This window comes from Streptomyces sp. NPDC005263, from assembly GCF_042872365.1.
Taxonomy (GTDB): Bacteria; Actinomycetota; Actinomycetes; order Streptomycetales; family Streptomycetaceae; genus Streptomyces.
Genome location: NZ_JBIAKJ010000004.1, coordinates 413,863 through 430,725 on the forward strand (window position 1 = coordinate 413,863; position 16,863 = coordinate 430,725).

The following is a 16,863-nucleotide window of genomic DNA, read 5'->3' on the forward strand; positions in this document are numbered from 1 at the left end:
ATGCCCTTCCGTTACTGCCTCTGGCCGGTGCGGCACGTGCCGCGGGCCATGAGGTCGCCATCCTAAGCAACACGGAGACAGCTCCCCTGCTGCGGCCGTTCCCGGTGCTTACCGCGGGTCCCACGCTGGAGGGACAGATGGCGGAGACCGAGCGGCGCACGGGACTGCATCCCAGCCAGCCAGGGCCCGCCGCCGTCGAGATGTTCGCCGGTACCAGGGTTGATCTCACCTACGACGAGGCACTGCGCGAGGCGACCGCTTTCCGGCCGGAGCTGATCGTGTGCGAACCGTTCGACTACGTCGCGCCGACGATCGCCTCCGCGCTGGACGTGCCCTGGGCGGCCCTGGGCATCAGTGGCAGCGTGCCGTCCGAGCTGACGGCCGCGCTGCGCGGGCGCTGGCAGCAGCAGCTCGACCGGTACTCCCTCCACCCGACGGAACGCCTCGTCTACCTCGACCCCTACCCGGCCTTCCTGAGGCAGGACGGCGAGGAACCGGAGCCCGATGGGTTCCCCGTACGCCCGGTCGCGTTCGACCGCGAGGACGACGTCTTCGAGCTTCCGTCGTTCGAGGAGGAGGACCGTCCGCGGGCGCTGGTGACCTTCGGTACGAGCGTCGTCGAGCCCGAGGCGGAGGAGGCGACGGCACGTTCCCTCGCCGACGCCGGGTTCAACGTGATCATCGCCGGGTCCCACACGCCGGCGCGCGTCGTCGGTCACGTCCACCGCGCCGGGTTCGTGCCGCTGGCCCGTGTGCTGCCGTGGGCCGATGTCCTCGTATCGGCCGGCGGCACCGGCACCATGCTGGCCGCGCTGGCCGCCGGGACGCCGATGGTCGTCCGGCCCTTCCACGCCGACCAGCCGTGGAACGCCGAACGCCTCACCCGTGTCGGCGTCGCCGAGACCATCAGCGCCTTCGAGGACTCGGGCCCCGCGGCCGCAAAGATGATGGCCACCACCTCCTACCGGGACGCCGCCGCACGGGCGGCGCAGGAGGTGAGCACGATGACGCCGGTCACCGAGGCCGTCCCCATGCTGGAGACCGCGGTGCTCCGGTACGGCGAGCGGCGCGGGTCTTCTGCGTCGGGGACGCGGTTCAGGTAGCCGGCGAGGCGTTCGAGAACCTCGTCCGGCCTAGGGCCTGTCGTTTGGATCAGGCCGCAGGAAACTGACGGTGCTGGTCGATGCCGGTGAACGGGGTCTGGCGCGTGCAGCTGCAAGGCGGAGGAGGGCGTCGACGCGATGGGGGTCCCCCCGCGCGAGCGCAGCCGAGCGTGGGGGAGTCGGCAACCGACGACAACGCGGCAGATGTGCGTGCCAGACCCCGCGTCTGCGGCGTGATCCAAACGACAGGCCCTAGGTGGCGACCGGAGGGGCAGCCTGAGCAGGCGGGGTGTCCTGCGCGAATTGCCGCACGTCTCGAAGACGAGCAGCCCAGCCGCCTGTGCGGCTGGGCACCCACGGGCTAGCGCATGTACGGCTCAGATGGTCTGGTCGGCGGCCAGCCGGACGAGCCCGGCCCATGCGTCGGGGGCGACCGTCAGAAACGGTCCGGATCGGACTTTCGAGTCCCGGATGTGGACGGCGTGCACGGCGGCTGCGATCTCTATGCAGTCGCCCCCTTCAGCGCCGCTGTAGCTGCTTTTGAACCAGCCGAGTTCCAGAGCCGAGCTCTCTGCGGTGTTCATAGCTCTCCCAGCAACTTCTCGATGAATCCCAGGGACTCTCGCGGAGTGAGAGCCTGCGACCGGATGATCCCATAGCGCGCGGCGGCGAGACGTACCTCATCTCGGTCCGTCAGCAGGCTGCTGCGCCCCTGGACCTCCATGTACGTGATCTGCTCGCCGCCCTTTCGCGTAAGGACCGTGAACGGGCCGTCCACTCCCGCGTTGTCCTCACGGTCGAGCGGCATGACCTGGATCTCCACATTGCGCTTCTGGCCGATGAGCAGCAGCTGTTCGAGCTGCCCTCGCAGCACTGTCTTCCCGCCGAGGGGCTTACGCAACACGGACTCTTCGAGCACGAAGCTGAGCAGCGGCGCGGGCCAGCGATCGAAGATCGTCTGCCTGGCGAGCCGCGCAGCCACCCGCAGTTCGATCGTCTCCTCGTCCAGCAGCGGGCGCCGCATGCCGAGCAACGCCCGCGTGTACTCCTCGGTCTGCAAGAGGCCCTTGACCACGTGGGAGTCGTACGAGCACAACTCGACCGCTTCCGCCTCCAACCGCGCCATGTCCCGGAAGAACGCCGGATACTGTGCCCGCCCCACCTCCTCCTTCAGCGCCTTGAGGATGCCCCCGGCGTCCAGCACCTCGTCGGCGCGGTCGATAAACCTCGGGGAGGGAATCCGCCGGCCCTGCTCGAAGGAGGCGATCGACTGGGCCGCGTAGCCCGTGAGGTTCCCGAACTCCGGGCGTTCCAGGCCTGCCCGTACCCGCAGCAGCTTCAACTGCCGTCCGAACGCCGTCACCACACCCGAGCCCGGCTCGTCCTCCGGCCTCGGCCCGGCGTCCTCCCGCTCGCCCTGACCCTCCGCCTGCTCCACCGACTCCATCGGCTCCACCGCCTCCCCGCCCGGTTCCCCGGCCCAACGCGCCCGCCCCGAGCCGGTCACGCAGCGCGCCTCGTACACCTCCCGCCCCGCCGCGTACAACCGGAACACGACGGTGCGTCACCACTGGTCACGCTACGCCACTACCGGAAGCGTTACGGGCATGAACAACGAGATCGCTGCACCCTCTCGAATCAGTCAACCCACCTGCCCCACAGACCACTTCGCGATGCCCTTCAGCTCCACCCCGCGCGGCGCACGGCTCGCCCGGCGGCTGGCCGGGCAGCGGCTCGACGCGTGGGGCATCCCCTACGACTGCGACACGCACCACGCGCTGACGCTGATCGTTGCCGAGCTCGCCGCCAACGCCGTCCAACACGGCCGACTCCCCGGCCGCGACTTCCACCTCGCGCTCACCCACGACGCCACGACCGTACGCATCGAGGTCACCGACACCCGCACCGACGGCGAACCCATCGCGGCGACGCCCAACGACCTCCACGACACCGGCCGCGGCCTGCTCCTGGTGGAGCACCTCGCCGACCGCTGGCACTGGCACCCGCGCCGGGACGGCCCCGGCAAGACGGTCTGGGCGCAGTACGTCCTGCCCTCGGCCGGAGACTGACCGGCCGCCGCGCCCTCCTGCCCCCGTCGCCCACCGCCACGCCCGAGCCCGAATCCGGCCGGCCGCTGCCGGTCAGCTGGGCGGCCGCCGTCGCCGCGCAGGTCGCGACCGTGCTGTCGTACGCGCACGACGTGCCGGTGATCCACCGGGACCTACTGGTCCTGCACCTGCTGCGCAAGGCGCCCGAGGCGCGGCCCGCCGACACGCAGGAGGTGTACGCGCGGCTGCTGCCGTTCCTCCCGCCGCCAGGCCAGGAGCCTGGCACGACCGATGTCGGGCCGGTCGGCGCGCCCGACCCGACGGGCGTGTTCCGTCACCCCTTCGCGCCCCGCACCCGCGCCCAGGCTCCCGCACCCGGTGGTCCGACGCCGACGGGCGTCCTCCCGGGGGGCCAGCCGGTGCCCGTCCCCGGCGGGCTGCGCGAGGACATCAAGGAGGCGTACGCCCACTCCGACGCCCTGCTGGAGGAGGAGCGGTTCGCGCAGGCCGCCGAAGTGCTCGGCGAGGTCATCGAACCCGCGGCTCTCGCCCTCGGCTCCGAGAGCAAGCAGGTCCTGGCGCTGCGCCGCCAGTGAGCGGCGATCCGCCTCCTCGGCGGCGACTACCGGACCGCCCTGCCCGAGTTCGACGCCCTCGCGGACGCGTACGCCCGTATCGCCGGACCCACCGGCGAGCAGGCCCGCGCCTGCCGCGCCCAGGCGGCCCGGTGCCGCGCCGAACTCGGCCAGGTCACCGACGCGCTCGCCGCGCTCCAGGGCGTGCTGAACGTCGTACGCGCCGTCGACAGCGACGTGAGCGAGGAAGCCGTGGAGCTGCGGCACAACATCGGGATGCTGCTGCTCGCCCAGGGCCGGGCCCTCGAGGCCCGGCAGGTCCTCGAACCGCTCCACCAGGACATGTGCATGGTGTTCGGCCCGGACGACGAGATGACCACCGAGATCGCCGAGGCACTCGCCTTGATCCGCCTCGGCCTCGACGGATCGGCTTCCTGACCCGCTTCCGACAAAGCGGCATCGGGCAAGGTCATCACTCCGCAACCGGACCGGACCGGGCGGGGCGGGGCGGGGCCGGTCCGTCGAGCGGTGCGGGGCGTTGCGACCAGCATGGATGAGGTTTTCGGCAGGTACCGGAACCGGATCGATGTGCGTGGCTGCACAGGGCCCGAATGCGGACCCAAGGGATTTTGCTACAAGTTCCGAAATTTCACCGTGACGGATCCGCGATGCCGTCGCAACCCATCGCCCATACGGTCACCCACACGCCGTTATGGGGTGATCACCCCTATCAGGCCTATCACCCCCATCAGGTCCCATCGGACCAAAATCGCTACTTTCCCAGAAATCCCCACTGTGCTCATCGCCCATGAGACAGGAGCCCAGCGTGACCAACCCCTCCAGACGCGGTGTCCTTCGCCTGACCGCCGGCACAGCTCTCCTCGGCAGCTTCGCCCTGGCAGGCTGCGGTCGCGGCGGTGACGACGCCGCGCCCGCCGCCGCCAAGTCCATCGACAACTCCCCGGCCAAGGGAACCGTCGACGTCTGGGCCGCCCAGGGCGATGCCGACGTGCTCGACAAGGTCATCAAGCCCTTCAAGGCCGCGAATCCCGACCTCGATGTGAAGTTCACGCTGATTCCGAACGCCGAGTACTACACCAAGCTCCAGTCGGCGATCGCGGCGGGCAAGGGACCCGATGTCGCCCAGTTCTTCCCCGAGTCGCAGGCGCAGTTCCTCGATCCGTCGATCCTGCAGCCCGTCCCGGACGGCCTCGTCGACCCGTCCGCCTTCTTCGAGAGCCTGTGGGCCGCCGGTGTGGTGAAGAACGTCGCCTACACGGTGCCCTGGTACGCCTACACCTACGCGCTCGTCTACCGCTCCGACCTCGCCAAGAAGGCGGGTGTCAAGCCGCCGGCGACATGGGACGAGATGACGCCGTTCTTCAAGGCGCTCCAGCGCGCCGGCGCCGGGCACGGCCTCGGGGCGGACATCGGCTGGGACATCTTCAACGGCCAGGATGTCGCGATGTACGCGTGGCAGGCGGGTGGGTCGCTGCTCTCGTCCGGCGGCAAGTGGACTCTCGACACACCGGAGATGGTCGACGCGATCAAGTACAACGCGTCGTTCTTCACCTCGGGCGTCGCCGACACCAGTGGGCCCACGTTCCTCGATGCGCAGCCGTACTTCGTGTCGGGCAAGACCGCCTGCATGATCACGGGCCCGTGGGTCGTCGGTCAGCTCGACGCGGTCGCGAAGAAGGAGGGCTGGACGGCGGCCCACGTCGCCACCGCACCCCTGCCGGCCGGGTCGTCGGGCAGTGTCTCGTTCTCCGCGGGGGGCAGCTGGGGCGTGCTCGCCGACAGCGGCAACGCGGACGCGGCGTGGAAGCTCATCCGGTACGTCTCCGAGCCGGGCACGCAGGTCGCGCAGTACAAGGCGTACAGCTCGCTGCCGGCCGTCGCCTCCGCCTGGGCCGCCCCGGCCATCGCGAGCCAGCCACTGCTGGACGCCTTCCTCGCGCAGCTGAAGAACACCCGGGCGTTTCCGCGGGTGAGCACATGGCAGCAGGTCGCCACGCGGCTGGGCAAGGAGATGGAAGCCGTGGCCAAGGGCAAGGGAACCGCCGAGAAGGCCGCCGCGAACGTCCAGTCGTACGCCCAGAGCCTCGGCACGGGCAAGGGGTGATCCCCGGATGACCGCCGCCATCGGGCCGACGACGCCGCGCAGGTCGCGTCGGCCCCGGGGCGCCCGCCGAACGGCTGTCGCCTGGCTGTTCCTCGCGCCGTTCACCCTGGTGTTCCTGCTCTACACGGCAATACCCACCGTCGCCGCGCTCGGGTTCAGCCTGACCGATCTGCGGGGTGCGGATCTGCGGAACCCGTTCTCGGTGAATCTCGTGGGACTCGAGAACTATGTGCGCCTGTTCCAGGACGCGGCCTTCCTGCGGGACATCCTCAACACCGTCCTCTTCGTGGCCGTCGGTGTGCCCCTGACCATGGGGACCGGTTTCGCGCTGGCCGTCGCGCTCAACTCCGGCATCCGGCGGCTGCGCGGCACCTTCCGCACCGTGTTCTTCGCGCCGGTCGTCACCAACGTCGTGGCGGTGGCACTGATCTGGCAGTACGCCTTCAACGCCGACGGCACCGTCAACAAGGTGCTCGGCGCCGTCGGTTTCGCCGGGCCGAACTGGCTGGACGACACGCACCTGGCCATGCCGGTGGTCATCCTGCTCGGTGTCTGGCGCAACTTCGGCATCGCGATGGTGCTGTTCCTCGCCGGTCTGCAGGCGATTCCCAAGGACGTCTACGAGGCCGCCTCCCTCGACGGCGCCGGGCCCTGGCGGCAGCTCAGGCACATCACCCTGCCGCTGCTGCTGCCCACCACCCTCCTGGTGTCGGTCCTGCTGACCGTCTTCTACCTCCAGGTGTTCGACGAGCCGTACCTGCTCACCGACGGCGGCCCGCTGGGCTCCACCGAGTCGGTGGCGCTGTACACCTACCACCAGTTCGGGGTCGGCGAGTTCGGCATGTCCTCGGCGGCCTCCTTCGTGATGCTCCTCCTCGTGACGTTGGTGAGCATCGTCCAGTTCCGAATGCTGAGGCCCCGCGCATGACCACCATCGCCGCACCGCGGAATGCCGAGATGGCAGGCGACCGGACGCACGTACGCCGTCGGTCCGTCGCCCGTCCCCTGTTGTACACCGCGCTCGTGCTGTGCGCGCTGCTGACGATGCTGCCGTTCGTCTGGGTGATCAGCGGCTCGCTGCGCAGCCTGGACGAGATCCGCTCCGACCCCGGTGCGTGGCTTCCGCACGACGTCACCCTCGACAACTTCACCCGGCTGTTCGGAACCGAGGGTTTCGGCCGGTTCCTGGTGAACAGCGTCGTCGTCGCCGTCATCGTGGTGGCCGGCAACATCGTGGCGGCATCGGCCGCCGGGTACGCGCTCGCGAAGCTGGACTTCGCGGGCAAGCGGATCGCGTTCGGGGCGGTCATGGCGGCGATGATGGTGCCGTTCACCACGGTGTTCGTCACCCAGTTCGTGATCACGGTCGACCTGGACCTGGCGGACACCCTCGCCGGTATCGCTCTGCCCAGTGTGGCGTTGCCGTTGTCGGTCTTCATCATGCGGCAGTACGCCATGTCGATCCCCGACGAACTGCTGGAAGCGGCCCGGATCGACGGGGCGGGCGAGTTCCGGATCTTCTTCCGGATCTTCCTCCCGATGGCAGGCCCGGCTGTCGCGACGATCACGATCATGTCGTTCCTCTACTCGTGGAACAACTTCATCTGGCCGCTCATCGTCGCTCAGAGCACCTCCAGCTACACGCTGCCGGTGGGGCTCGCCGCCACCAGCCAGGCCGCCGCGCACGTCACCGACTACGGCCTGATGCTCGCCGGCGCGATCGTCGTGATGCTGCCGGTGCTCCTGCTCTTCCTGTTCCTCCAGCGCTACTTCGTGCAGGGCATCTCCGGAACGGGAATGCGGTGACCCCGTTGGACGACCGCATGCACTCACTCGACGCGCCCGGCGAGCCGGTCACCGTCCACGCTCCCGCCGGAACGGTCGTCGGCCGCCGCACCGGCCGGATCCGGCGATTCCTCGGCATCCCGTTCGCCGAAGCACCCATCGGTGCGCGGCGGTTCGCGGCCCCGGTCCCACGCGGCCGGTTCACGGAACCGTTCGACGCGTCCCGGCACGGTGCCACCTCGCAGACCGTACCCCTGTTCGAGACGACCACGATCCCGGAGCCCTCCCTGCCCGGTGACGACGTACTGAACCTCGGCGTCGTCGCTCCTGACCCGGACGACGACCGCGCTCCCTTCCCGGTGCTGGTGTGGATCCACGGCGGCGGCTTTTTGGCCGGCAGCCCGGCCAGCCCGTGGTACGACGGCCGCGCCTTCGCCCGCGACGGTGTCGTGTGCGTCACCGTCGGCTACCGGCTGGGCGTCGACGGTTTCGGCCCGCTGGACGGTGTCCCCACCAACCTCGGGCTGCGCGACCTGCTGCTCGCGCTCGACTGGGTACAGGAGAACATCGCGGCGTTCGGCGGTGATCCGGGCCGGGTCACCGTCGCCGGCCAGTCGGCGGGAGGCGGGGCGGTGCTGGCCCTGCTCTCGTCACCGGCCGCCGGCCGCCGCTTCCACCGCGCGGTCAGTCTGTCCGGCGGTTTGTTCGAGGTGGGTGAAGGCGCCGCGCGCGACTTCCTCGTGCGGCTCGGGGACCGGCTCGGCGTGCCGCCGACCCGCGCCGGCTTCGGCGGCCTCACCGTGGACCGCGTTCAGCGAGGTGTCCACCTGCTGCGGAGCGAACGGAGCGACGGCCCGCTCGTGCTCGGTCCGGTCGTTGGCGACGACATCCTTCCGGTGCCCATCGCCGATGGACTGGCCGTACACGGGGGCGGCGTACCGCTGCTGCTCGGCGCGACGGGCGACGAGTTCGACGGCGGCACCCCGGGCATCCGCGATGCCGCCGCCCGCGCGGCGGGCACCCGTGTGACCGACACCCTGTTCCGCGCAGCCTGTCCGCGCGCGGCTGCCTCACGTCGCGACGCCCCCGCCGGCACCTGGCTGTATTCCTTCGAGTGGCCCTCCCCGGTACTCGGTGGCGCCGTGCACTGTGTCGACATTCCGTTCTTCTTCGACGTACTCGACGCGCCGGGTACCGCCCAGGCCCTCGGAGCAAGACCGCCCGCGCAACTCGCCACGTCCATGCACGGCGACCTGGTCGCGTTCGTCCACGGCCGGTCGCCGGCCTGGGAGTCGGCGACCGGGAGGCCCGGCGATCCCGCTCGCGAGTACGGCAGGCCCGGGGCGGCGCCCGCGGCCGACACCACAGGCGTGTTCGACCCGGTGGTACCGGTGGTGTCCGAAGCGGCGGAGGAATGCTGATGCCCGGGATGAACCAGAGCGCTGTCCGACGGGTCAACACCTCGGTGATCCTTCGCGCGCTGGCGGTGTCGGCCGGGCCGGTGACGCTGGCCGAGCTCGCCGAACGGGTCGGCCTGTCCCGCCGCACCATCGAACTCATCCTGGACGCGCTCGTCGACGCGGGCTGGGTGAGCGAACTCGACCGGCTGCCGGTGACCGGCTGCGCCGGGCGCCCCGCTCGCCGGTACGAGCTGCGGGCCGAGCACGCGCTGCTGGCGGCGGTGCGCGTCACCACCCTGGACGTGTCCGCGGTCGTCGCCGATGTGCGCGGCCGCATCGTCGGCCGGGCGCACCGGCCGCTGCGCGCCTATCAGGATCCGCAGGCCACGCTCGATGACGCGGCGGCGCTGGTGCTTGAGGCGCTCGACGACGCGGGCGGGTCGGTCGACCGGCTGCGGGCCGGCGCGATCGCAAGCGGTGGCGCGATAGACGACGACGGCGTCGTACGACGCCTGGTGCACACCACGCGATGGGAAGGCGTGCAGCTGCCCAAGGAACTCGGGCGGCGCATCGGGGTGCCCTGGTTCGCGGACAACGACACCAATCTCGGTGCGCTCGCCGAGCGTTGGCGGGGTGTGGCCGGTGACCACGACAACGTCGTATGGGCGATGCTCGGGAACCGGGCCGGCCTCGGCATCCTCATCCGCGGTGAGGTGCACCGCGGCCTCGACGGCGCGGCGGGTGAGATCGTCGAGGCGGTGTCTTTGCGGGCCGGCTCGGTCGAGGACCGCCCCGTGGCGTGGCTGACCTCGCCGGATCCTGCCCAGCGGCGTGTTGCGGCCGGCCGCTTCGCCGCGGCTCGGGAAGGCGATGCGGCAGCGCTCGCGGAGGTCGACGAGTTCGTGGGGAACATCGCGTCGATCCTCACCACCCTGTCGTGGACGCTCGCACCGTCACTCATCGTGCTCGGCGGCGGCCTGGAGGACGCGTCCGATGTGCTGCTGCCCCGGGTGCGCGAGGCGATGCGCGGCGCCCGTACCCCTGCCGTCGAGCTGCACGCCACCGTACTGGGCTCCGACGCCCCGCTCATCGGCGCCGTCAAGTTGGTGCTCGACCACATGGACACCGAGCTGTTCGGCCCGCTCGTCCCGAGCGCGTGATCGCGCACCCCACCCGCACTCTCCCCTCACCACCCAATGACAGAGGACAGGAGTCCGACCATGACCGGCACCAGTAGGACCGGCGTTCTCATCGTGGGCAGCGGCATCATGGGATCCGTCGTGACCCGACTGCTGCGGGACACCGATCCGGCGCTGGACATCACCATGGTCGACGGCGGCCAGCCGATCGGAGCGGCCCCCGGCCTGCACCTGCACGACCTCGACGACCCGGCCCTCTGGTCCCGCTACAACGACCGGGTCGCCACCGGTGTCCAGGGCCTGTACACGGGTGCCGAAGTGGTCCGCGACGTCGCGGACAGCATCACCGGCCTCCAGCCCGGCATGTTCCACGCGCTCGCCTTCGGCGAGGACGCCGAGGCGATGCCGGCTGCCGCGCTCGCGTGGAACGCGGGCGGCATGGGCGTGCACTGGACCGCCGCGACCCCCTGGCCCGCTGGGGACGAGGTGTTCGACTTCGGCGACCCGGACCGCTGGGCGAGGGATCTGGACACCGCGCGCCGACTGCTCGCGGTCACGCCCGCCGCGATCGGGCCGACCCGGGTCGGCCGGATGGTGCTCGACGTACTGGGCCGGCGCTTCGACGGCGTCGGACCGGACGACCGGCAGCCGCAGCCGATGCCCATGGCGGTCACCGTGACACCGGCGGGACCCATGCCGCGCACGGCTCCGGGGACGATCTTCCCCCCGATCGCGACCGGCGGGGACCCTTCTTTCACGCTCCTGACCGGCACCCTCGCCACGGCCCTCGTCACCGAGGGCGGCCGGGTCGCCGGCGCCCGGCTGCGTCGCGTGGCCGACGGGGCCGAGTCGGAACTCCTGGCGGACGCCGTGGTGGTGTGCGCCGACGCGCTGCGCACCCCGCAGCTGCTGTTCGCGTCCGGCATACGGCCCGAGGCGCTGGGGCGTCACCTCAACGAGCACGCGTTCATCAGCGCCCGGGTGCTGCTCGACCTCGACCGGTTCGGCATCGGCCTCGACGCCCTGCCCCTGCCGCGCCCCGGCGAGTTCGCCTCGGACTCGCTCTGGCTGCCGCAGAACGGAGCGGCGCAGCCGTTCCACGGTCAGATCATGAACCGCACGTATGTGGACGGGGCCGGCCGCCCCCTGGCGCACTCGGTGGGCCTGTCGCTGTACGCCCCCGTCGAGTCACGCCCCGAGAACCGGCTCGTGTTCTCGGAATCCCGGACCGACCTCGCCGGAATGCCACGGATCACCGTCGAGTTCGGCTACTCCGACGCCGACCGCACGCTGATCGGCCGGGCACTGGACGAAGTCCGGTCGCTCGCCGAGGAGTTCGGCACGTTCGATCCCGAGACCGAACTGGCCCTGCTCTCGCCCGGCTCGTCGCTGCACCAGACCGGCACCGTCCGGGCCGGCACCGCCGACGACGGCACCAGCGTGTGCGACCCCGACGGCCGCGTGTGGGACTTCGACAACCTGTACCTGGCGGGCAACGGCGTGATCCCCAGCGCGATGGCCGCCAACGTCACGCTGGCCGGCGCGGTGACCGCCGTACGGGCCGCTCGCGCCGTCGCCGAACGCGTCACCGCGCCCGCCGCCCACTGAGAGGAATCCCCCACCCATGATGGACATCTCGAAGGAATACCGCGTGGCGCTGCCCCCGTGGATCGACGACGAACTCGCCGATGTGCCCGCCGTCATTCCCGACCGCGGCGACCGCATGCGCCTCGTGCACCGCCTCGCCGACCGCAACTGGCGCGAGGGCAACGGCGGTCCGTTCGCGGCGCTCGTCGCCGAGCAGGACACCGGCCGGATCGTCTCGGTCGGCGTGAACGTGGTGCTCGCCTCCGGTGTCTCCAGCGCGCACGCCGAGGTCGTCGCGCTCGGACTGGCCCAGACGGCGACCGGCGGCTGGGACCTCGGCGGCGAGGGCATGCCGGCGCACGAGCTGGTCGTGAACTGGCGTCCGTGCGTGCAGTGTTACGGCGCGGCGATGTGGTCCGGGGTGCGTGGTCTCGTGGTCGCGGGTGAGGGGCCGGACCTGGAGGAGATCACGACCTTCGACGAGGGCCCGCTCGGCTCGGACTGGGCCGAGCAGTTCGAGGCACGCGGCATCAAGGTCGTACGGGATGTGCTGCGGGAGGAGGCGCTTGCCGTGTTCCGCGCCTACCGGGACGCCGTCGACGCCGACGGCGTCACCGTCTACAACGCCCGCGGAGGCGCCGCATGACACCGCTGACACCGCCGACACCGCCGGCACCACCGGCACCGCGCTTCGCGACCGACGTCGTCACCTTCTACCACCCGGACTTCTGGGGACTGGACTCCGCCGAGGCCCTGCGCGACTGGGCCCGCGACCATCCACGGCCCTTCTGGGAACGAGTGATGGACGCGCTCGCGGAGGCCGGGATCACCGGCCTGGAGCTGACCTTCCCGCCCGGCGACATCGACTCGGCTCTGCGCGCCTTCGGCAGCGCGGACTCCTTCCGCCGCGAGCTCGCGGCCCGCGGCCTGTCCGTGGTGAGCGCGTTCATCGCCGGCAGCGACGCCCCCGACTGGCGGCAGGCCGGCAACCTGCCCGCGATCGTCGCCGACGCCGAGCGACGCGCCGCCTTCCTCGCCGAGGTGGGGGCGCAACTGCTCGTCGCCTCACTGCCCATGCGGACGACGTACGGAACCCGCCCGCCCTTCTTCGTCGACGCCACGTACATGACCCGGATGGCCGACATCGCCCACATGGTCGGGGAGGCCGTCTCCCGGTACGGCGTGAAGCTCGCCTTCCACACGGAGTCCAACAGCACCCTGTGGTACGAGCGGGACATTGACCTGTTCATGACCCTGACCGATCCGCGCTACGTGTGGCTGTGCCCCGACTCCTGCCACATCGCGCTCGGGGGAGGTGACCCCGTCGCCGTCGCCCGCCGCCACTCCCAGCGCGTCGCGCTCGCGCACTGGAAGGACGCCGTCAGGCCGATCGACGTCCACCTCACCATCGACGACACCGTCTTCGCCCAGCAGCAGCCCTACATGACCGAACTGGGTACCGGCATCGTGGACTGGAGAGCATGGGCCGAGGCGATGTCCGGTACGCCCGGCGCCGGCATCGTGCTCGTCGAGCTGGACGAGGCGGCTGATCCCGTTGCCGCTCTGCGGGCGGGACGGGCCGTTGTGGAGGAGGCCCGGACGTGGCCGGCGGCCGGCGACCACACGCCGCCGCACATCGAAATCGAAAGGGAGGACCAGGCATGACGGCTCCCATCGGGCACTCCCCGCCCGCACCCTCCACCGACGGCACGCACACGTGGTCCGCCCCCACTCCGGCAACCGTCCGGGCGCGGCGCATCCCGCGCCTGCGGGTCGCCGTCCTCGGCGCGGGCATGATCGGCGACGTCCACCTGCGCAGCGCACGCGCGAGCGGGGCCGAGGTCGTCGGCGTCCTGTCCTCCACGGCGGAGCGCAGCATCGCGGCGGCCGAGCGGTGGCGGGTCGATGTCGGGTACCCGGACCTCGATGCCGTCCTGAGCGACGACACGATCGACGTCGTCCACGTCTGCACCCCCAACCACCTGCACGTCAGCCAGGCGGCCGCCGCCCTGCGGGCCGGCAAGCACGTCATATGCGAGAAACCCCTCGCGACGACCCCGGCCGATGCCCGGCTCCTCGCGGAAACGGCCGAGTCGGCGGGCCGGATCGTCACCGTGCCGTTCGTCTACCGCTACCACCCCATGGTCCGCGAGTTGCGGGCGCGTGTCGCGGCGGGCGAATTCGGCGCCTGGCAGCTCCTGCACGGGTCATACCTCCAGGACTGGCTGCTGTCCCCGGAGAGCACCAGCTGGCGTGTGGATCCGGTGGCCGGCGGTGCGTCGCGGGCGTTCGCCGACATCGGGTCGCACTGGTTCGACCTGGTCGAATGGGTGGCCGGGGTCCGGGTCGCCGAACTGCTCGCCGAGACGACCACGACGGTGGCCGAGCGGCCCCGCGTGAGCGGCCCGACGTTCCGGGGCGGGGCCCCCTCCGACGCGGGCCGCGTCACGGTCACGACGGAGGACGCCCTCGCGGTCGTCGGCCGTACGGCCGAGGGGGTACTGGTGTCGGTGACGGTCTCCCAGGTGTCGGCGGGCCGTAAGAACCGGCTGTGGTTCGAACTCGACGGAGCCCACGCCAGCGCCGTCTTCGACCAGGAGCTCCCCGAGTCCCTGTGGCTGGGCCGCGCGGACCGGACCGAGACGCTGGTACGCGACCCGTCCGTCAACTCGCCCGACGCCGCCCGCCTCTCGGTCGTACCGGCTGGGCACCCGCAGGGTTACCCGGAGTGTTTCGAGAACTTCGTCAAGGACACCTACGCGGCCGTCCGCGGCGACCACCCCGAGGGCCTGCCGACGGTACTGGACGGGCTGCGCTCGGCCCGCCTGGTCGACGCGGTCATGACCTCGGCGGCGCGACGCGCATGGACACCCGTGGACGACGCGGCACCCACCGATGACCTGACCGATGACCTGACCGAGGTGCATGGAGAACACGGAGGACACCTGCGATGAAGCTGGGATTCCTGACGGCCTGCCTGCCCGGCCTGCCCCTGGACGAGATCGCCGACTGGGCCGTGGCAGAGGGCTACCAGGCCCTCGAGGTGGCGGTGTGGCCCCGTACGGGTGGCCGCGACTTCGAGGCCTCGCACCTCCCGGTCGCCACCTTCACGGACGCCGACGAGCAGCGCACCCGTGAGCTCCTCGACCGCACCCAACTGACGATCAGCTCACTGGCGTACTACGAGAACAACCTGCATCCGGACCCGGCGACCCGCGAGTCGATCCGCACCCACCTCATGCACGCGATCGACACGGCGGCACGCCTCGGCGTGGACTCGGTCGGTACGTTCATCGGCCGCGACCCGCGCCTCAGCGTGCTGGAGAACCTGCGCGAGGGCGAGAGGGTGCTGCCCGAGTTGGTGGACTACGCGGGCGAGCGCGGCGTCAGGATCGTGATCGAGAACTGTGTGATGGAGGGCTGGCACCCCGACGGCTACCCGGGCAACCTCGCCTACTCACCCGAGCTGTGGGAGTGGATGTTCGACCTGGGCCTCTACCTCAACTGGGATCCCTCGCACCTGACATGGATCGGCATCGACCCTCTTGAGACCATCGCGCCGTACCTCGACCGGATCGTCCACACGCAGGCCAAGGACGTGGAGCTGTTCCCGGGAAAGCGCAACCGCTACGGCTTCTACGGCATCGTCGACAAGGGTGGCGACCCCTGGGCGACAGGCTGGTGGCGCTACCGCGTCCCCGGCCTGGGTGAGATCGACTGGCGCCGCGTCATCGACCGCTTCCACGACCTGGGCTACACCGGCACGGTCTCCGTCGAACACGAGGACCCGGTGTGGGGCGGTACCCCGGACAAGGTGAAACAGGGGCTGAGGATCGCGCACCGGACGCTGAGCCCGCTCATCGAGCCCTAGGTGTTCTGTCCTGTCACGGGTGACGATCAGCGTCGTCACCCACCCCACGAGAAAGAGGCCGGCCGACAGGCGACGTCCGCCCCGTCGCGGCCAGGCAGGCATCCGTCATGGTGCGGTGAACAGTGCGGGGAAGCCCGGCGCGAGCCAGGGCTTGCGTCCCCAGGCGAGGACCTTGCCGCGGGCGATTGCGCCGGTGGCGCTGCGCCTGCCCAGGGCGATCAGGAAGAACGTGATCGGGTCGATCATGATCGTGCAGTCGGGACGGCGCGGGGGCTCGGCGTGCACGGCCACCGTGCCGTTGGTGAACGTCACCGTGAACCGGGACAGGCCGCGCAACCTCAGCTCGTAGCAGGCACTTTGACCGGCGGCCGCTCCCGCGTCGACGACACGGGGCATCGCAGTGATCAGAAACGGCATCGCCAATTCGACCCTGTCACGGTCGATCATGTGTGGTCGACCAAGTGCCACTGCGATGTCGTAGCCGTGCCCGAGCATGTGGGTCAGCAGGTAGGAGCTCAGGGTTCCCAGGTCCATGGGCCCCAGAGGTGTCACCGTCGGTGTGTCCGCCGGCCGCGGGCCGGCCGCCTCGGTGAATGCCCGCGCGTGCTGGACGAGGCCGCCCGCCAGGACGGATGTGTCACGTTCGGGGAAGGCAACCAGCGAGGCGGCGTTGGCCGCCGCAAGTCCCCCTGGTGTGCCGTCGCCGTACACCAGCTCACGCCCTGCGGCGACAGCAGCCATCAACTCGTTGGCCAGGACCAGATGCGCCGCGGACTCTCCAACCGTCCACTCAGCCCCAGGAATGGGGACCGTGGCATCTGAACAGGAGCGGAGCAGCCCGGCTATCTCCTCGGCTACGACACAAATGGCTTCAGGCAGCCGCGATCGCATGGCAGTCTCACGATGAGGGGCGGTCATAACCGTGAAGGGTGGACCAGCCCTTCACATCTGTCCAGGTACACCGATGCTTGAGTATTGCCGGCGGGGCCTACGGAGGCGTGATCTCAAACGCCCGTTGACGTCTGGCACTCGTCCGCGACGCGGGACCGGCGAGCTGCTCTGTCTCCAGCGGCTGTTGAACAGTGGCTCGCCTCCGCCTGTTCGGGACTGGCCCTCAACGTCCCCGTCGACGGGCCAGGACGATCCCGATCGCAGCCAGCACCGCGACCAGGACGACAAACCACGTCGGCATCAGGTCGAGCCCCTTGTAGGCAAGGGGGGCAGTCATGG

Annotated in this window: 15 protein-coding genes and 1 pseudogene; 13 read left to right on the forward strand and 3 right to left on the reverse strand. The window is 70.8% G+C overall.

Annotated features, from left to right (window positions below; genetic code table 11):
• The first annotated feature begins 137 nt into the window (after positions 1 to 137).
• On the forward strand, positions 138 to 1,103 hold the full coding sequence (locus tag ACFYRY_RS20405) for a glycosyltransferase (protein ID WP_389147185.1): 966 nt from the start codon (positions 138 to 140) through the stop codon (positions 1,101 to 1,103).
• A 377-nt stretch (positions 1,104 to 1,480) separates the two neighbouring features.
• Here the strand turns inward: ACFYRY_RS20405 and ACFYRY_RS20410 are convergent, their stop codons facing one another.
• Positions 1,481 to 1,687: a DUF397 domain-containing protein gene (locus ACFYRY_RS20410; protein WP_389147188.1), complete on the reverse strand. Its 207-nt coding sequence runs from the start codon at positions 1,685 to 1,687 to the stop codon at positions 1,481 to 1,483.
• Positions 1,684 to 2,550 carry a helix-turn-helix domain-containing protein gene (locus ACFYRY_RS20415; protein ID WP_389148370.1) on the reverse strand — a complete coding sequence of 289 codons (867 nt, stop codon included), beginning with the start codon at positions 2,548 to 2,550 and terminating at the stop codon, positions 1,684 to 1,686. The genes ACFYRY_RS20410 and ACFYRY_RS20415 overlap by 4 nt, the downstream gene beginning before the upstream one ends.
• Before the next feature lie 226 nt (positions 2,551 to 2,776).
• Here ACFYRY_RS20415 and ACFYRY_RS20420 point away from each other — a divergent pair, with 226 nt between their 5' ends.
• The 12 genes and pseudogenes from ACFYRY_RS20420 to ACFYRY_RS20475 all read left to right on the forward strand — a co-directional run bounded on the left by ACFYRY_RS20420 (position 2,777) and on the right by ACFYRY_RS20475 (position 15,633).
• Entirely contained in the window at positions 2,777 to 3,172 is a 396-nt protein-coding gene (locus ACFYRY_RS20420) for an ATP-binding protein (RefSeq protein ID WP_389147190.1), read from the forward strand.
• Between the two features lie 50 nt (positions 3,173 to 3,222).
• Positions 3,223 to 4,164 (forward strand): annotated as a pseudogene (locus tag ACFYRY_RS20425) (serine/threonine protein kinase); the annotation flags it as partial.
• Positions 4,165 to 4,552: 388 nt separating this feature from the next.
• Positions 4,553 to 5,851: an extracellular solute-binding protein gene (locus ACFYRY_RS20430; protein WP_389147193.1), complete on the forward strand. Its 1,299-nt coding sequence runs from the start codon at positions 4,553 to 4,555 to the stop codon at positions 5,849 to 5,851.
• Between the two features lie 7 nt (positions 5,852 to 5,858).
• The gene (locus ACFYRY_RS20435) at positions 5,859 to 6,779 is read left to right on the forward strand and encodes a carbohydrate ABC transporter permease (protein ID WP_389147196.1); all 921 of its coding nucleotides are present in this window, start codon (positions 5,859 to 5,861) and stop codon (positions 6,777 to 6,779) included.
• Positions 6,776 to 7,657, forward strand: a complete 882-nt coding sequence (locus ACFYRY_RS20440) for a carbohydrate ABC transporter permease (protein ID WP_389147198.1) — start codon at positions 6,776 to 6,778, stop codon at positions 7,655 to 7,657. Before ACFYRY_RS20435 ends, ACFYRY_RS20440 begins: the two co-directional genes overlap by 4 nt.
• A 17-nt stretch (positions 7,658 to 7,674) precedes the next feature.
• Positions 7,675 to 9,057 (forward strand): carboxylesterase family protein, encoded by a 1,383-nt coding sequence (locus tag ACFYRY_RS20445; RefSeq protein ID WP_389147200.1) that lies wholly within the window; start codon positions 7,675 to 7,677, stop codon positions 9,055 to 9,057.
• The gene (locus tag ACFYRY_RS20450; protein ID WP_389147202.1) at positions 9,051 to 10,196 is read left to right on the forward strand and encodes an ROK family protein; all 1,146 of its coding nucleotides are present in this window, start codon (positions 9,051 to 9,053) and stop codon (positions 10,194 to 10,196) included. The genes ACFYRY_RS20445 and ACFYRY_RS20450 overlap by 7 nt, the downstream gene beginning before the upstream one ends.
• A gap of 60 nt (positions 10,197 to 10,256) precedes the next feature.
• A complete protein-coding gene (locus ACFYRY_RS20455; protein ID WP_389147204.1) occupies positions 10,257 to 11,783 on the forward strand; it encodes a GMC oxidoreductase in 1,527 nt (508 codons plus the stop codon).
• Between the two features lie 16 nt (positions 11,784 to 11,799).
• Complete coding sequence (locus tag ACFYRY_RS20460) at positions 11,800 to 12,408, forward strand: nucleoside deaminase (protein WP_389147207.1); 609 nt, start codon at positions 11,800 to 11,802, stop codon at positions 12,406 to 12,408.
• On the forward strand, positions 12,405 to 13,427 hold the full coding sequence (locus ACFYRY_RS20465; RefSeq protein ID WP_389147209.1) for a sugar phosphate isomerase/epimerase family protein: 1,023 nt from the start codon (positions 12,405 to 12,407) through the stop codon (positions 13,425 to 13,427). The genes ACFYRY_RS20460 and ACFYRY_RS20465 overlap by 4 nt, the downstream gene beginning before the upstream one ends.
• A complete protein-coding gene (locus tag ACFYRY_RS20470; protein ID WP_389147211.1) occupies positions 13,424 to 14,716 on the forward strand; it encodes a Gfo/Idh/MocA family protein in 1,293 nt (430 codons plus the stop codon). The genes ACFYRY_RS20465 and ACFYRY_RS20470 overlap by 4 nt, the downstream gene beginning before the upstream one ends.
• A complete protein-coding gene (locus tag ACFYRY_RS20475) occupies positions 14,713 to 15,633 on the forward strand; it encodes a sugar phosphate isomerase/epimerase family protein (protein WP_389147214.1) in 921 nt (306 codons plus the stop codon). Before ACFYRY_RS20470 ends, ACFYRY_RS20475 begins: the two co-directional genes overlap by 4 nt.
• 105 nt (positions 15,634 to 15,738) lie before the next feature.
• Here the strand turns inward: ACFYRY_RS20475 and ACFYRY_RS20480 are convergent, their stop codons facing one another.
• On the reverse strand, positions 15,739 to 16,524 hold the full coding sequence (locus ACFYRY_RS20480; RefSeq protein ID WP_389147217.1) for a maleylpyruvate isomerase family mycothiol-dependent enzyme: 786 nt from the start codon (positions 16,522 to 16,524) through the stop codon (positions 15,739 to 15,741).
• Positions 16,525 to 16,863: the final 339 nt, after the last annotated feature.

Coding starts and splice junctions, on each gene's coding strand:
- ACFYRY_RS20405 (WP_389147185.1), top strand. CDS start 138: ATGGCGGAGACCGAGCGGCGCACGGGACTGCATCCCAGCCAGCCAGGG.
- ACFYRY_RS20410 (WP_389147188.1), bottom strand. CDS start 1,687: ATGAACACCGCAGAGAGCTCGGCTCTGGAACTCGGCTGGTTCAAAAGC.
- ACFYRY_RS20415 (WP_389148370.1), bottom strand. CDS start 2,550: ATGGAGTCGGTGGAGCAGGCGGAGGGTCAGGGCGAGCGGGAGGACGCC.
- ACFYRY_RS20420 (WP_389147190.1), top strand. CDS start 2,777: ATGCCCTTCAGCTCCACCCCGCGCGGCGCACGGCTCGCCCGGCGGCTG.
- ACFYRY_RS20435 (WP_389147196.1), top strand. CDS start 5,859: ATGACCGCCGCCATCGGGCCGACGACGCCGCGCAGGTCGCGTCGGCCC.
- ACFYRY_RS20440 (WP_389147198.1), top strand. CDS start 6,776: ATGACCACCATCGCCGCACCGCGGAATGCCGAGATGGCAGGCGACCGG.
- ACFYRY_RS20445 (WP_389147200.1), top strand. CDS start 7,675: ATGCACTCACTCGACGCGCCCGGCGAGCCGGTCACCGTCCACGCTCCC.
- ACFYRY_RS20450 (WP_389147202.1), top strand. CDS start 9,051: ATGCTGATGCCCGGGATGAACCAGAGCGCTGTCCGACGGGTCAACACC.
- ACFYRY_RS20455 (WP_389147204.1), top strand. CDS start 10,257: ATGACCGGCACCAGTAGGACCGGCGTTCTCATCGTGGGCAGCGGCATC.
- ACFYRY_RS20460 (WP_389147207.1), top strand. CDS start 11,800: ATGATGGACATCTCGAAGGAATACCGCGTGGCGCTGCCCCCGTGGATC.
- ACFYRY_RS20465 (WP_389147209.1), top strand. CDS start 12,405: ATGACACCGCTGACACCGCCGACACCGCCGGCACCACCGGCACCGCGC.
- ACFYRY_RS20470 (WP_389147211.1), top strand. CDS start 13,424: ATGACGGCTCCCATCGGGCACTCCCCGCCCGCACCCTCCACCGACGGC.
- ACFYRY_RS20475 (WP_389147214.1), top strand. CDS start 14,713: ATGAAGCTGGGATTCCTGACGGCCTGCCTGCCCGGCCTGCCCCTGGAC.
- ACFYRY_RS20480 (WP_389147217.1), bottom strand. CDS start 16,524: ATGCGATCGCGGCTGCCTGAAGCCATTTGTGTCGTAGCCGAGGAGATA.